At 60.8% G+C, this 14,412-nt stretch carries 12 protein-coding genes; 4 read left to right on the top strand and 8 right to left on the bottom strand.

The window, feature by feature from the left end; genetic code table 11:
- Both queA and tgt read left to right on the top strand, forming a co-directional pair.
- On the top strand, positions 1-1,095 hold the full coding sequence (queA, locus tag BSY240_RS03060; RefSeq protein ID WP_069041378.1) for a tRNA preQ1(34) S-adenosylmethionine ribosyltransferase-isomerase QueA: 1,095 nt from the start codon (positions 1-3) through the stop codon (positions 1,093-1,095).
- A gap of 3 nt (positions 1,096-1,098) precedes the next feature.
- The gene (tgt, locus tag BSY240_RS03065; protein WP_069041379.1) at positions 1,099-2,229 is read left to right on the top strand and encodes a tRNA guanosine(34) transglycosylase Tgt; all 1,131 of its coding nucleotides are present in this window, start codon (positions 1,099-1,101) and stop codon (positions 2,227-2,229) included.
- Positions 2,230-2,274: 45 nt separating this feature from the next.
- Here the strand turns inward: tgt and BSY240_RS03070 are convergent, their stop codons facing one another.
- The 4 genes from BSY240_RS03070 to BSY240_RS03085 all read right to left on the bottom strand — a co-directional run bounded on the left by BSY240_RS03070 (position 2,275) and on the right by BSY240_RS03085 (position 5,725).
- Positions 2,275-2,709 (bottom strand): DUF4864 domain-containing protein, encoded by a 435-nt coding sequence (locus tag BSY240_RS03070; protein WP_069043809.1) that lies wholly within the window; start codon positions 2,707-2,709, stop codon positions 2,275-2,277.
- A 112-nt stretch (positions 2,710-2,821) separates the two neighbouring features.
- Complete coding sequence (locus BSY240_RS03075) at positions 2,822-4,096, bottom strand: TRAP transporter large permease (protein WP_083229547.1); 1,275 nt, start codon at positions 4,094-4,096, stop codon at positions 2,822-2,824.
- A 9-nt stretch (positions 4,097-4,105) separates the two neighbouring features.
- Positions 4,106-4,663, bottom strand: coding sequence for a TRAP transporter small permease (locus BSY240_RS03080; protein ID WP_069041381.1), 558 nt, complete (start codon positions 4,661-4,663; stop codon positions 4,106-4,108).
- Positions 4,664-4,744: 81 nt separating this feature from the next.
- A complete protein-coding gene (locus tag BSY240_RS03085) occupies positions 4,745-5,725 on the bottom strand; it encodes a sialic acid TRAP transporter substrate-binding protein SiaP (protein WP_371418478.1) in 981 nt (326 codons plus the stop codon).
- A gap of 361 nt (positions 5,726-6,086) precedes the next feature.
- Between BSY240_RS03085 and BSY240_RS03090 the strand changes: the two genes are divergently transcribed.
- Complete coding sequence (locus BSY240_RS03090; protein ID WP_069041383.1) at positions 6,087-8,573, top strand: glycoside hydrolase family 3 C-terminal domain-containing protein; 2,487 nt, start codon at positions 6,087-6,089, stop codon at positions 8,571-8,573.
- A 110-nt stretch (positions 8,574-8,683) separates the two neighbouring features.
- Complete coding sequence (locus BSY240_RS03095) at positions 8,684-9,439, top strand: metallophosphoesterase (protein ID WP_069041384.1); 756 nt, start codon at positions 8,684-8,686, stop codon at positions 9,437-9,439.
- Positions 9,440-9,656: 217 nt separating this feature from the next.
- On the opposite strand, the gene BSY240_RS03105 is transcribed toward BSY240_RS03095, so the two are convergent.
- The 4 genes from BSY240_RS03105 to metG all read right to left on the bottom strand — a co-directional run bounded on the left by BSY240_RS03105 (position 9,657) and on the right by metG (position 14,403).
- A complete protein-coding gene (locus tag BSY240_RS03105; protein ID WP_069041386.1) occupies positions 9,657-11,030 on the bottom strand; it encodes an ISNCY family transposase in 1,374 nt (457 codons plus the stop codon).
- A 191-nt stretch (positions 11,031-11,221) separates the two neighbouring features.
- Complete coding sequence (locus tag BSY240_RS03110) at positions 11,222-12,049, bottom strand: MBL fold metallo-hydrolase (protein ID WP_069041387.1); 828 nt, start codon at positions 12,047-12,049, stop codon at positions 11,222-11,224.
- Positions 12,050-12,059: 10 nt separating this feature from the next.
- Positions 12,060-12,845 carry a TatD family hydrolase gene (locus tag BSY240_RS03115; RefSeq protein WP_069041388.1) on the bottom strand — a complete coding sequence of 262 codons (786 nt, stop codon included), beginning with the start codon at positions 12,843-12,845 and terminating at the stop codon, positions 12,060-12,062.
- A 4-nt stretch (positions 12,846-12,849) separates the two neighbouring features.
- Entirely contained in the window at positions 12,850-14,403 is a 1,554-nt protein-coding gene (gene metG, locus BSY240_RS03120; protein WP_069041389.1) for a methionine--tRNA ligase, read from the bottom strand.
- Positions 14,404-14,412: the final 9 nt, after the last annotated feature.

Here is a 14,412-nt window from a genome sequence, read left to right on the forward strand (position 1 = left end):
ATGCGTGTAGACCTCTTCGACTTCGATCTTCCGGACGACAATATTGCGCTCAGGCCCGCAAGCCCGCGCGACCATGCCCGCTTCCTGGTGGTACGGCCGAATGCCACGCAGGTGCTCGAAGACCACCATGTTTACGACCTGCCGTCGTTCCTGAGACCTGGCGATGCGCTTGTGTTCAACGACACAAAGGTTATCCCGGCCCAACTCGAAGGCATCCGCCATCGTGACGGCGCGGAAGAGATCGCGGTCTCCTGCACGCTGCATATGCGGGTTGGTGCCTCCAGATGGAAGGCCTTTGCCAAGCCCGGCAAGCGCATCAAGCAGGGTGATCGCATCGATTTTGGTCTAGGGCAGGGCGAGGGCGCCGCCTGCCTCACGGGTTCCCTCGTCGCGACCGTCGCCGAAAAGGGCGAGGCGGGCGAAATCGACCTCGCCTTCGATCTCTCGGGCCCCGACCTCGATCAGGCGATCGCTACCGTCGGCCACATTCCGCTTCCGCCCTATATCGCAGCCAAGCGGCCGGAAGATGAAATGGATCGCGCCGACTACCAGACCATTTATGCCCGCGAGGAGGGTGCGGTTGCGGCCCCGACCGCCGGCCTGCATTTCACACCCGACCTCTTCGCGAAACTCGACGCATCAGGCATCGAGCGCCATTTCGTCACCCTGCATGTCGGCGCCGGCACCTTCCTGCCGGTCAAGGCGGACGATACCGCCGAGCACAAGATGCACGAGGAGATCGGCTATATCTCGCCCGCGACGGCCGCCGCCCTCAATGCCGTGCGTGCCCGTGGCAACCGCATCATCGCCGTCGGCACCACCTCCCTGCGCCTGCTCGAAAGTGCCGCCGAGGACAATGGCCACATCCCCGCCTGGTCGGGTTCGACAGGCATCTTCATAACGCCCGGCTACCGCTTCAAGGCGGTGGACATGCTGATGACCAATTTCCACCTGCCCAAATCCACGCTCTTCATGCTGGTCTCCGCCTTTGCCGGCCTCGACACGATGCGGGACGCTTATGCCCACGCCATCGAGACCGGGTACCGCTTCTATTCCTACGGCGATTCCAGCCTGCTCTTCCGGAAAGACGACTGACCGATGTCCGAGAATTTCACGTTCAATCTGAAGGCCACCAGCGGCAAAGCCCGTCTCGGCGAGATCACCATGCCACGCGGCACGGTCCGCACACCGGCCTTCATGCCCGTCGGCACCGTCGGCACGGTCAAGGCCATGTATCTCGACCAGGTGAAGGAAGGCGGCGCCGATATCATTCTCGGCAATACCTACCACCTGATGCTGCGCCCCGGCCCCGAACGCGTCGCGCGCCTTGGTGGCCTGCATGAGCTGATCCGCTGGCCCGGCCCGATCCTGACCGACTCAGGCGGCTTCCAGGTCATGTCGCTGTCAGGCCTGCGCAAGCTCGATGAGCAGGGCGTGACCTTCAAGAGCCATGTCGACGGTAGCTTGCACCATATGTCGCCGGAACGCTCGATCGAGATCCAGGGCCTGCTCGACAGTGACATCCAGATGCAGCTCGACGAATGCGTGGCGCTGCCCAACGAACCGCGCGAGATCGAGCGCGCCATGGAACTGTCGCTACGCTGGGCCGAACGTTGCCGCGTCGCCTTTGGCAATCAGCCCGGCAAGGCCATGTTCGGCATCGTTCAGGGTGGCGACCAGCCGGCGCTTCGCATCCGCTCGGCAGAGGGCCTGAAGCAACTCGACCTCAAGGGTTACTCGATCGGCGGTCTCGCCGTCGGCGAACCCCAGGCCGTCATGCTCGACATGCTGCGCATCACGCTGCCAGTGCTGCCCACCGAAAAGCCGCGCTACCTTATGGGCGTTGGCACGCCGGACGATATGCTGAAATCGGTCGCTGAAGGCATCGACATGTTTGACTGCGTCATGCCGACCCGCTCTGGTCGCCATGGCCTCGCCTTCACTCGTCGCGGCAAGGTCAACATCCGCAATGCCCGACATGCCGAAGACATGCGCCCGCTGGACGAGCAGTCGTCCTGCCCGGCGACCCGCGACTACTCGCGCGCCTATCTGCATCACCTCGTGCGTTCCAATGAAGCGCTCGGCGGCATGCTCTTGTCCTGGAACAACCTCAGCTACTATCAGGAACTGATGCAAGGCATCCGCCAGGCGATCGCGGAAGACCGGTTCGAGGATTTCAAGGCCGAAACGATCGAGATGTGGGCACGCGGCGACATCGACCCGGTCTGATAAAGGTCAGGGCAGGGCGGTCATGCCGCCCACCCATCTTTCAGATCAGATGCCCTGACTGTTCGTTTCGCGCTTGATGCGGACACCGTTGATGGCGAACTGCCCATCGCGCTGGCGCTTCAGCTCGTAATAGACGGCCCAGTCCTTGCCGTCAGGCGCCGAGATCAGCACTTCCTGATAGGCGACTGTACCGTCGGGTGAGACCTGGTTGCGGCCGAAGGCGTAGTTGCCCGGTCTGTAGACGGGGCCATAGCTTTTCTTCACCATATCGAAGAAGCGCTCGGCATTGGGGAACACCGACTTGATCTCCGGCGAGGCAAAGGAATAGGCGGTCGTCGCATCGTCATTGAGGAAGGCTGCGATCTGCTGCTCGATCACGTCCTTGGCGAGACCCGCGGCCTCGGTCTTAGCATCCTGCTGGGCAATGGCCGGGGCAGCGAGCAGGCCGGCCATGAGAAATAGGGCAACTCCAATCCGCATGCGCATCATCATCCCCTTGTTTCAGGAAGTCCGAAATAAAAGGATAGGCCGATTCGTGACAATGGGAAGTCCGTTCAAGCGGATGTGAGCGGGGCATGCTCACATCCGCCGCTCAGCGGTACCAAAGTGTGGGCAGCCAGAGTGTCAGATCGGAAAACACCGTAATCAGCATCAAGACGGCGAAGAGAGGGATGAGAAAGGGTGCGGTCGCTTTCACCGTTTTCTCGATCGACAGGTTGGACACCCTGGCCAACACGAACAGAACCATGCCGATTGGCGGCGTGATCAGGCCAATCATCAGGTTGAGCACCATCACCACACCGAACTGAACCGGGTCGATCCCGACATGCAGGACGGCCGGCATCAGGATCGGCACAAGGATCGAAATCGCTGCGATCGTCTCCATGAAGCAGCCGACGATCAGAATGATCACATTGATGATCAAAAGCAGCATGATCGGGTCATCGGTGATCGTCAAAAGCAGTGCCGTGAACTGCGCCGTGACCTGGGTTACCGTCAACACCCAGCCGAACAGCGAGGCAGCCGCGACGATGACCAGGACAGACGCCGTCGTTTCGATCGTCTGGATCGAAATCTGGTAGAAGCGTTTCACCGACAGTGTCCGATAGACGACAAAGCCGAGGATCAGCGCCCAGGCACAGGCCGCAATCGCAGCCTCCGTCGGCGTGAAGGCCCCTGTGGCGATCCCGCCGATGATGATTGCCGGTGTGAGCAGCGCGGGTACGGCGTTAATGAAACTCGTTGCCAGCACGCGCAAACGAAAGGCCTGATCTGCGCCGATCTTGTGCCGCCACGAATACCAGGTGATGTAAAGCATCAGGGAGCCGGCCATCAGCAGGCCCGGAATGAAGCCTGCGGCGAACAGCTGTCCGATCGAGACATTCGCCATCACCCCGAAGATCACCATCGGCAGGGACGGGGGGATGATCGGTCCAATCGTCGACGATGCGGCAGTCACACCGACGGCGAGGTGATCATTGTATCCGCGGTCCCGCATGGCCTTCACTTCGATCGTACCAAGCCCGCCCGCATCCGCGACGGCCGCCCCGGACATGCCGGCAAAGATCACCGATGCAATCACGTTGACATGGCCAAGTCCGCCCTTCAGCCAGCCGACGGCCGCCGTGGCAAAGTCGAAGATCCGGTTGGTGATCCCGGCGGAGTTCATCAAATTTCCCGCCAGGATGAAGAAGGGCACGGCAATCAGCGGAAAGCTGTCAACGCCCCCCACCATCCGGTGCAGTACGACGAAGTCCGGAAGATTGCCGATGAAATGCGTATAGGCCAAGGAGGCTCCGCCGAGTGCGACAAAGACCGGGACGCTGATCAGGAGCAGGACGAAGAAGACGACAAGAAGAAGGACCATAGCCAGACCTCAATCGAACATCTGCGAGGGATCCGACACAGGATCCCAGCGACGCTTGGCATTGGAGATGAAGGCCTGAACAGCCCTCCAGAGGATCAGCAGGCAGCCGACGAGCACGCCGCCATAGACCACGCTCATCGACACATCGATCACGGTCATCCGCTGGATCATCATGCGCTGGGTCAGGTTCCAGGCGAACCAGACGAGCAGAATCACGAAGCCGAGCGTGATGACATCCGCGATGCAACGCATGATCCTTGCCTGCGGACGGGGAAGCATGTCGACGATCACCTCGACGGCGATATTGGTTCGTCGCCTGAAGACGATGGCGGCGCCAAAGAAGGTCACCCAGATCAGCAGATAGCGCCCGATTTCTTCCGTCCAGGCAACGGAATCATTCAGGACGTAGCGGCTGAAGAATTGCAGAAAGGTGACGCCGCCGAGCAGCCAGAACAGGCAGAAAGCGAGGACATCATCAACGCGGAAAACGATGGGTGGATCGGCCTCGTCTTCCAGATGCAGCATGGTGGCTGCGCTCACAGGCTCGTCAATCGGCTCGTGTGTCATGCGCCTTGCTCCGCGCTGGCTGGCCACTGAAGCGGCTGCGGCGCCGGGCGCCACAGCCAGAGATCTTGAACGCGCGAAGTGTCAGAGCGCCTGCAAGGCGTCGTATTGCTCCTTAGACCAGCCGGCGCCGGACTCCGGATCGTTGTGCAGAGGCACAGCCGCATCGATGAATGGTTGGCGATCCACCTCGACAACCGTCTTTCCGAGGCCCCGGAACTCGTCGGCAAGACGGCCTTCTGCGGCACGGATCTCATCCGTCGCGCGGGAGGCGGCCTCTTTCAGGACCTCATCCATGACAACCTTCTGCTCATCGGACAACTGCCCCATGACATGGCCACCGACGATGGTCAGGAGCGATTCCGTGATATGGCCGCTGAGCATGATATGGCTCTGTACCTCGTAGAACTTCTTGGCCATGATCGTCGGCAAAGGGTTCTCCTGGCCATCGACCGTGCCCTGCTGCAGGGCGAGATAGACTTCGGCAAAGGCGATCGGGGTGGCATTCGCACCGACAGACTTGGTGAACATCAGGAAGAGCGGAGCGGGCGGGACGCGAAGCTTCATGCCCTTCATGTCATCGGGCTTGGTCACTTCCCGGTTCGCTGTCAGATGCCGCTGGCCGTAATAGGTCAGCGCATGCACCTTGTGGCCGGTCGCAGAGTCGTAGCCGCCCGCAATGCCCTTGAAGAGGTCGCTGTCGCGATAGGCTTGCCAGTGGTCGAAATCCCTGAGAATGAAGGGGGCATTGGAGATCGCGATCGGCTTGTGGATGGCGCCGGCGAAGGCAACGCCGGTGTAGATGATGTCGACGGTCCCGAGGCCAAGTCCCTCGTTGATCTGGTTCTCATTGCCGAGTTGCGAGGCCGGAAAGACAGAGATCGAGATCTCGCCATTGGTCCGCTTCTTGATCTCCTCGGCCGCCCACATCGCTTGCGTGTGATAGGGCTCGCCGGTCTCGTATACATGCGCCCATTTGAACTCCATGGCCGCCTGTGCCGGTGCTGCGAAAATGCCTGCCAATGACAGTGTGGCGAGCGCCAAGGTGGCGCCTCTGCGGGTCAGTTTCATGATCAGTCCTCCCAATGCCGGGGATCCCGGCCGTTCCTCCGAATGATCGTCCAGCCGCGCAAGACAGTATGCCCGCCTTCCGCCGACGTGCCGCATGCCTCCACATGCGCCGTCGCTCTGTCCGAGGCTGAAACGCGACCTCCATCACGCCAACCTGTCGTACAGGTAGTTTCTGATAAGTCGATGGTCAACAGACAACTTTGAGCGAACTCAAATTTGCGCGGCCGGGCGCTCTAAACAGCCATGACGTGCATATTGCCCTTGTATTCTTGGCGCCTTTGTCGTTGGCTCCTGACAAAAGCATCATCTTGGGGATCACCGCGTGCCCCGAGACATGAGATCAGGAGGAAGACGCGTGCTCGACGAATTGCTCGACCAGATGACCCTTGAGGAGCAGGTTGCGCTGCTGGCGGGGGCAGATTTCTGGACCACGGTTGCGGTTGAACGCCTCGGCATTCCCAAGATCAAGGTGACCGACGGGCCGAACGGCGCACGCGGTGGTGGATCGCTGGTCGGCGGCGTCAAATCGGCCTGCTTCCCCGCAGCCATCGGCATCGGCGCCAGCTGGAACCCCGCGCTGGTGCGCGATATGGGCGTGGCACTGGCTGAAGAGGCGAAGACAAAGAGCGCGCGGGTCCTTCTCGCGCCGACCGTCAACATCCACCGCTCTGGCCTCAACGGCCGCAACTTCGAATGCTATTCGGAGGACCCGATGCTGACCTCGGCGCTGGCGGTCGCCTATATCGAGGGGGTGCAGTCGCAGGGCATCGCTGCCACGATCAAGCATTTCGTCGCCAATGAAAGCGAGGTCGAGCGGCAGACCATGTCGTCGGATCTCGACGAGCGCACCCTGCGCGAGATCTACCTTCCGCCCTTCGAGGCGGCCGTGAAAAAGGCTGGCGTCTGGGCGATCATGTCCTCCTACAACCGGTTGAACGGTGTCTGGACCAGCGAAAATCACTGGCTGCTGACCGAACTGCTGCGCGCGGAATGGGGCTATGACGGAATCGTCATGTCCGACTGGTTCGGCTCGCATACGACAGAAGCCTCTGTCATTGGTGGGCTCGATCTTGAAATGCCCGGTCCGACGCGCGATCGTGGCGAGAAGCTGGTCGCAGCCGTCCGCGAGGGCAGGGTGCCGGCCGAAACCGTCAAGGCTGCCGCACGCCGCATGCTCTTGCTGCTCGAGCGAGTCGGAGCATTCGAAGACCCGAAGATGGAAGAAGAGAAGGCCGTCGATCGCCCCGAACACCGTGCGCTCATCCGCAAACTTGGCGCCGAGGGCATGGTTCTCTTGAAGAATGATGGCATCCTGCCGCTCGACAAATCTGCCCTCGACCGTATCGCGGTACTCGGCCCCAACGCCGCCGAACCGCGTGTGATGGGCGGCGGCAGCGCCCAGATCAACGCGCATTACAAGGTGAGCCCGCTCGAGGGCATTCGCACAGCGTTGTCGGGTACCAATCGCGTCATCCACCTCAAGGCCTGCCGGAATAACCGCCTGACGCAGATGATCAGGGGCGAGGTCTCCGTCGACTTCTTCCATGGACGTGACTGGTCCGGCCCAGTCGTGCAGCGCTCCACGGCCGAGGAAAGCCAGTTCTTCTGGCTCGACATGCCGGATGCTTCCCTCGACCCTCGGAATTTCTCGGCGCGCATCACCACGCGCTTCCGCCCCGAGGAGACAGGCAACCATATCTTCGGCCTCACCAATGCGGGCTTCGCCAAGCTCTATGTCGACGGCGAACTTGTCGTGGATGGCGAGACCGGCTGGGCGAAAGGCGACAATTTCTTCGGCCTCGGGAATACCGAAGTGCGGGTCGAAAAGCCGCTCGAAGCCGGACGCAGCTATGAGATCCGCGTCGATTACCGCGCCATGCCCGAGGGTTATGAGGGCATCGAGATCCGTGCCGTGCGCTTCGGCGTGGAACTCCCGACGTCCGATGCGGCGATCGCCGAGGCCGTCGAGCAAGCCAAGGCCTGTGACCTCGCCATCCTACTTGTTGGCCGGGAAGGGGAGTGGGATACCGAAGGCCTCGACCTGCCCAACATGCGCCTGCCCGGACGGCAGGAGGAACTGATCGAGAAGGTCGCAGCCGTCAATCCGCGCACCGTTGTCGTCCTCCAGACCGGCGGCCCGGTGGAAATGCCATGGCTCGACAAGGTCTCGGCCGTCATCGAGGCCTGGTATCCGGGCCAGGAAGCGGGCAATGCGATTGCCGACGTGCTCTTTGGCGATGCCGAGCCTGGCGGGCGTCTGCCGCAGACCTTCCCGCAGCGTCTTTCCGACAATTCCACCATGACAGGTGATCCCAGAACGTATCCGGGCGAAAACGGCCATGTCGTCTACGCGGAAGGCCTCGCGGTCGGCTATCGCCACCATGATGCGGATGGCGCAAAGCCGCTCTTCCCATTCGGTTACGGCCTGTCCTACACGACATTTGCCTGGTCCGTGCCGCGTGCCTCGAGCGTCGATATGGGGGCTGACGGCGTTGCTATCGAAATCGAAGTGACGAACACAGGCGACCGGGCAGGGGCCGAACTGGTCCAGCTCTACGTCAAGTCAAAGGCGTCGCGCCTGCGGCGTCCGGTAAAGGAACTGAAGGCCTTCGCCAAGCTGCATGTCATGGCCGACGAGACTGCGACGGCAAGGCTTTCGCTCGCCGTCCGCGACCTCGCTTACTTCGATCCGCAAGCCCGCGCCTGGATTGCCGAAGCCGGCGAATACGAGCTCGTCATTGCCGCCAATGCCGAGGATATCCGCGCCACGCTGCCGCTGAAGTTGGCCAGCGAGTGGCGGGAAGTGGTATCGGCCCCGCCTCTGCCTACGGTCGTCGACTGAAGCGATACGCGATGCGGCGGAGATATCGAGCCCTCCGCCGTCTCTTGCCGTGCCGTGAAATTCGATTAGAAGGCTACCATGTCTTCGAAACCGCAGCGGATCCCTTGAGCATGCGCCTCTTCCTCGGATCCGATTTTCACGTCGATTATCGTCAGAACCTCGACTGGCTGCGAGCGCTGTCCCGCGCCGATTTCACCGATGACGTGCTCATCGTTGCCGGCGATCTCTCCGACGAACTCGATCTGGTGAAAGCCTGTTTCGACGAACTGGTTCCGCGCTACGCCAAGGTGCTCTTTCTGCCGGGCAATCACGATCTCTGGACGGCGAGAAGCGGGAAGGGGCCGTCCTTCGAGAAATTCGAAACTCTGAATGCCCTCTGCCACGGCTACGGTATCGAGACCCGACCGGTTGCCATCGGCAAGACCCTGATCGTGCCGATGCTCGCCTGGTATGATTATTCCTTTGGCGAGCCAGGTCCGACCATCCGCCGCGGCTGGATGGATTTCTACAAATGCAACTGGGAAGGCTTGGACCCCGCCGAGGTCGCGGCCCGTTTCGACGCGATGAACGTGATGCCGGATACGTCAGGCTTTGATGCCATCTACAGCGTCTCGCATTTCGTGCCGCGCATCGACCTGATGCCGGCGCGTTATCCCGAGAAGCACAAGGCGCTGTTTCCGGTGCTCGGCACAGACCGCCTGGAGCGCCGCATTCGTTCGCTTGGATCCTCGAAGCATTTCTATGGACACAGCCATCTGAACCGCAACAAGGAGATCGACGGCGTCACCTACATCAACAATGCCTTCGGCTATCCCAAGGAAACCGAGATCTCGGCCAAGACCATCCTGCAGGTCGCTGATCTCTAAGCATGGGGAAGCGCCCGACCGAGCGCCTCGACCATACAAACAATGTGGCGGAGGAGTTGGAATGTCCGCTGTGCTGCAAAGTTAAAATGTCCGCAGCAGTCGCCACACAGCACCACGATCAGCCCCGATCTGAGCGGCAGACCCGCTTGCAAGATCAGATCGGGGCGGGTGGGGGCACACCGCTTCGGCTTTAGCTTTGAGACCATTGTACGGCACTTCATTCCGCAGCCTCCTGCCGCGACAATGCCTTCGTCCGCTTGGCAATCACCACCGGATCACTCATGAAGTCCGTCCGCCGGCCAGGCTTCCCAACGCGCTTGACGTAACCATTCTTGCCGCTGTTGCTCTTTACTTTCGGCTTGTCCTGCTGTTCCTGGCGCTCCCTGATATAGGCCAATACGTCACCCAGCCGCTTGTTCTCGGTGATCGCCGCATGCGTTACCCGCTGCTCCTTGTCGAACACCGTGTAGGGCAGGGAATGGCCTTTCCAACGAATGTCCAGGTGGCCGTCTGCATAGGCGTAGGTCTCGACATATTTGCCAACTAGACCACGCGTGACTTCGCTCTCCTCCAGCATGATCCGCTTGCCCTCGAACGAGAACGTCAGTTGCGATCCGACATAGCGCTGCTCGCGCTTGCACAGGATCTCCGTCAACCGATCCGGCGCCAGATTCAGCGGCCGGTGCAGGTCGTCCGAACGGGCAGGGGTAACCGCAAAACGCGCATTGTAGTCCTCCATGAAAACAGGCAGAAACGCATTGCCCGCCTCCATGGTCGCGATCCCTGCGAGCCGCAGCTCCTTGACCAACCGATCCTGCAGCGTCCGGTTCATCCGCTCAACACGGCCTTTGGCCTGGCTCGAGTTTGCACAAAGAATCTCGATATTTAACTCGCAAAGCGCACGTCCGAACTGCGTCATGCCCTGGCCACCTTTGGCATCCTTCTTCGCCACCCGAAACACCGAATGCTTGTCCGAATAAAAGGCAATCGGTGCGCCGTGACGCTTGAGATAGAGCTCCAGCGCATCGAAGTAGGTGAAGGCACTTTCGGAACGCACAAAGCGCAACTGCATCAACTTGCCGGTCGCATCGTCGACAAACACCAGCAGCGAACACGATGGTCCACGATCCTCGAACCAGCGGTGCTCTGACCCGTCGATCTGCACCAGCTCGCCATAGGCTTCGCGCCGCAGTCGCGGTTGATGAAACGTCCGGCGCTGCTTGCGCGACAACCACAGCCCAGCATCGGACATCCAACCGCGCACCGTCTCGCGCGACACACGCAAGCCATCGCGCTCAGTCAGCTTCTCGGCTGCCAACGTCGGACCGAAATCTGCATAACGTTCGCGGACCAGCGTTATCGCATAATCGCGAACCCCGTCACTGATCCGATTGTTTGAGGGCCGGCCGATCGCCTTGTGACGGATCGACGCCGCGCCGCCGGTCCGGATACGCTCCAGCAGCCGGCGTACCTGACGCTCGCTCAGGTCAAGCACATGCGCCGCTGAAACCGTGGTCATCCGCCCGGCAACTACCCTCGACAGAATCTCGATCCGCTGCAGATCACGCTCGCTCATCGCTATCAATCCCATCTGCAATCTCCCACGCATCGTTCAGGACCGGGGAGTGTGACATTCCAACTTTGCAGAAACAGGACATTCTAACTTTGCGGCTACAAACAAAGATCGCATAAGATAGATTATGGAACTTATGTGCACATTGTAGTGGGCCTAGTCCGGTCACAATGCATTGAATATCACCGCCTCGCAGCAAACTCAGCTTCTCAGGAAACACAGATATCCAATTCAAATTCCATGACAAACTGATCGTAGCCTGGCTCGACATGCGGCGGCGTCTCACCCATCACGGTTTCATAGTCGAGCGGCGTATGCATATGCGTGAGCACCGCATGTTTGGGCGCCAGACGCTCGATCCAGCCGAGTGCCTGTTCGAGCGTCAGATGGCTCGGATGCGGCCGGTACTGCAGTGCGTCGATGTAAAGCAGCTCAAGCCCTGAGAGCTTGGCGACCGTCTCTTCGGGAAAGTCGGAGACATCGCAACAGTACGCCACATCACCGATCCGAAACCCGAGCGATATGATGTCACCATGCTGCTGGACCAGCGGCAGAAGCATTATGGAACCACCGGCGCCATCAATTACGATGGGTTGGTCCATGTCCTCGACAATGACCGGCGCCACGATCGGCGGATAGCTGCTACCCGGCGGTGTCTTCAGGCAATAGCCGAAACCTTCCTCGATACGGGCCATGGTGAACGGCTCCGCATAGATCGGGATTCGGTTTCTCTGCGTGATGAAATAGCCTCTGACATCGTCGATGCCATGCAGATGATCCGCATGGGCATGGCTGTAGACGACGGCATCGAGATGCTCGACCTTGGCGCGGATCATCTGCTCGCGAAAATCCGGGCCGGTATCAACGACGACAGTCGTCTTGCCGCCATCGGGTCCGATCTGTTCGATCAGGAAGGACGCGCGGGTCCGCCGGTTGCGCGGATTTTCAGGGTCGCAATTGCCCCAGTCGCCGTTGATCCTGGGGACGCCGGGAGACGAGGAACAACCGAGCAGCGTGAACCGGCGCGTGACCTGCATCAGGGTTCCCTCAGCCCAGCCTGGGCATCTTCGAGAAGCAGCGGAAGGCGTTCTCTGTCGTCACGTCTGCCATCTCCGCGTAGCTCACGCCTTTGACCTCGGCAAGAACCTCGGCCGTGTTGACCACATAGGACGGTTCGTTGCGTTTTCCACGCCAGCGCTTCGGCGCCAGATACGGCGCGTCTGTCTCGACCAGCAGCCGGTCCATCGGCACGCTTTTCACGATCTCGCGTAGCTCTTCCGACTTCGGGAAGGTCACAATGCCGGAGAAGGAGACGTAACCGCCGAGCGCCACACCGGTATCGGCAAGCGCCTGGCCGGACGAGAAGCAGTGCAGAATGAAGGGGAAGGCGCCCTTCCCTGTTTCCTCGGTCAGGATATCGGCCATATCTTCGTCAGCGCTGCGGCTGTGAATGACGAGCGGCAGGCCCGTGCGCCGCGCCGCCTCGATATGGCGGATCAGGCCCGTCTTCTGGTCCTCGGGCTTCTGCGTGTCGTAGAAATAGTCGAGACCAGCCTCGCCGATCGCCACGATCTTCTCGTGGCTTTCCGCAAGTTCCACCAGTTCATCTGCCGTCACATCCAGCTCGTCGCCGGCATTGTTCGGATGCGTACCAACCGAGCAGAAGACGCTGGGGTAACGCTCGGTGAGCGCCAGCAACGTCGGAAGCTTGCGAACCCGCGTCGAGATCGTCACCATCTGTTTCACGCCGGCCTGATGCGCGCGCGTGACAAGCTCGTCACGCTCAGCGTCGAAATCGGCGAAATCCAGATGGCAATGGGTATCGATCAACATCGTCTCAAGCCTTGCCCGCGTCCGGGGCAACGTAGCGCGGATAGACCGGCGAGGGTGCAGGCAGTTCGGTGCCCGGCTGCAGACGTCCTGCAGCGCCGAGCTTGGCGAAGACGCGGTCTTCCTCAGCCACGGCGACCAGATCGAGGATCTTCGCCGAGGTTTCCGGCATGATCGGTTGGAAGAGGACCGCGATCTGGCGCACAACGTCCGCCGTCACATAAAGCACCGTGCCCATGCGCGCCTCGTCGGTCTTCTTCAGAACCCACGGTGCCTGGGCCGCGAAATAGCGGTCGGCCTCGTTGACGATGTTGATGATGGCAGCGACCGCCTTGTGGATCTGCTGCTTGCCCATTTCCTCGCGGCAGATGTCGATCGCCTCGTCGGCAATCTTCAGGATCGCCTCGTCTTCCGGCGTCAGCGGGCCGGGTGTTGGCACCCTGCCCTCGCAGTTCTTGTTGATCATCGACAGCGAACGGGAAGCCAGATTGCCGATGCCATTGGCGAGATCGGCATTGATGCGTGTCCCAATGCCCTCTTCCGAATAGCTGCCATCCTGGCCGAAAGAAACTTCGCGCAGGAAGAAATAGCGGACCTGGTCGAGGCCGAAATGGTTCACGAGGTTCACCGGATCGACGACATTGCCGAGCGACTTCGACATCTTCTCGCCCTTGTTGAGCAGGAAGCCATGGGCATAGACTCGGCGGGGCAAAGGCAGACCCGCCGACATCAGGAAGGCCGGCCAGTAGACGGCGTGGAAGCGGATGATGTCCTTGCCGATGATATGCACGTCGGCCGGCCAGTATTTGGCGCGCGGGCCGTTTTCGTCTTCGACATAACCGGTGGCTGTGATGTAATTGGTGAGCGCATCGACCCAGACATACATCACATGTTTGTCGTCGCCGGGCACCTTAATGCCCCAGTCGAAGGTGGTGCGCGAGATCGACAGGTCCTTCAGACCCGACTTGACGAAGGAAATCACCTCGTTGCGGCGCTCGTTCGGACCGATGAAATCAGGCTGGTCCTCGTAGAGCTTGAGAAGCTTGTCTTCATAGGACGAGAGCTTGAAGAAGTAGCTTTCCTCTTCCACCCATTCGACCGGCGTGCCCTGGGGACCGTAGCGCACGCCATCGGGCCGCACTTCGGTTTCCTCTTCCTGGTAATAGGCCTCGTCGCGCACCGAATACCAGCCGGCATATCCGCCCTTGTAGACGTCGCCGTTCTTCTCCATCCGGCGCCAGACTTCCTGCACCGTCTCGTGATGGCGCTTTTCGGTCGTGCGGATGAAGTCATCATTCGAGGAATTGAGCAACTTGCCCATTTCGCGGAATTCGTTGGAATTGCGCTCGGCAAGCTCTTCCGGCGAAATGCCCTCGGCGCGTGCCGTCTGCTGCATCTTCTGCCCGTGTTCATCCGTGCCCGTCAGGAAGAACACATCCCGGCCGTCGAGCCGCTGAAACCGCGCCATGGCGTCGGTCGCGATCAGCTCATAGGCATGGCCGATATGCGGCTTGCCGTTCGGATAGGAGATGGCAGTCGTGATGTAGAAGGGATCGCTCATGGCTTCTTG

Origin of the sequence: Agrobacterium sp. RAC06 (assembly GCF_001713475.1) — a bacterium.
Taxonomy (GTDB): Bacteria; Pseudomonadota; Alphaproteobacteria; order Rhizobiales; family Rhizobiaceae; genus Allorhizobium.

Excerpts from the sequence above, each read along its gene's own strand:
- queA (WP_069041378.1), top strand. The coding sequence starts at position 1 with ATGCGTGTAGACCTCTTCGACTTCGATCTTCCGGACGACAATATTGCG.
- tgt (WP_069041379.1), top strand. The coding sequence starts at position 1,099 with ATGTCCGAGAATTTCACGTTCAATCTGAAGGCCACCAGCGGCAAAGCC.
- BSY240_RS03070 (WP_069043809.1), bottom strand. The coding sequence starts at position 2,709 with ATGCGGATTGGAGTTGCCCTATTTCTCATGGCCGGCCTGCTCGCTGCC.
- BSY240_RS03075 (WP_083229547.1), bottom strand. The coding sequence starts at position 4,096 with ATGGTCCTTCTTCTTGTCGTCTTCTTCGTCCTGCTCCTGATCAGCGTC.
- BSY240_RS03080 (WP_069041381.1), bottom strand. The coding sequence starts at position 4,663 with ATGACACACGAGCCGATTGACGAGCCTGTGAGCGCAGCCACCATGCTG.
- BSY240_RS03095 (WP_069041384.1), top strand. The coding sequence starts at position 8,684 with ATGCGCCTCTTCCTCGGATCCGATTTTCACGTCGATTATCGTCAGAAC.
- BSY240_RS03105 (WP_069041386.1), bottom strand. The coding sequence starts at position 11,030 with ATGGGATTGATAGCGATGAGCGAGCGTGATCTGCAGCGGATCGAGATT.
- BSY240_RS03110 (WP_069041387.1), bottom strand. The coding sequence starts at position 12,049 with ATGCAGGTCACGCGCCGGTTCACGCTGCTCGGTTGTTCCTCGTCTCCC.
- BSY240_RS03115 (WP_069041388.1), bottom strand. The coding sequence starts at position 12,845 with ATGTTGATCGATACCCATTGCCATCTGGATTTCGCCGATTTCGACGCT.
- metG (WP_069041389.1), bottom strand. The coding sequence starts at position 14,403 with ATGAGCGATCCCTTCTACATCACGACTGCCATCTCCTATCCGAACGGC.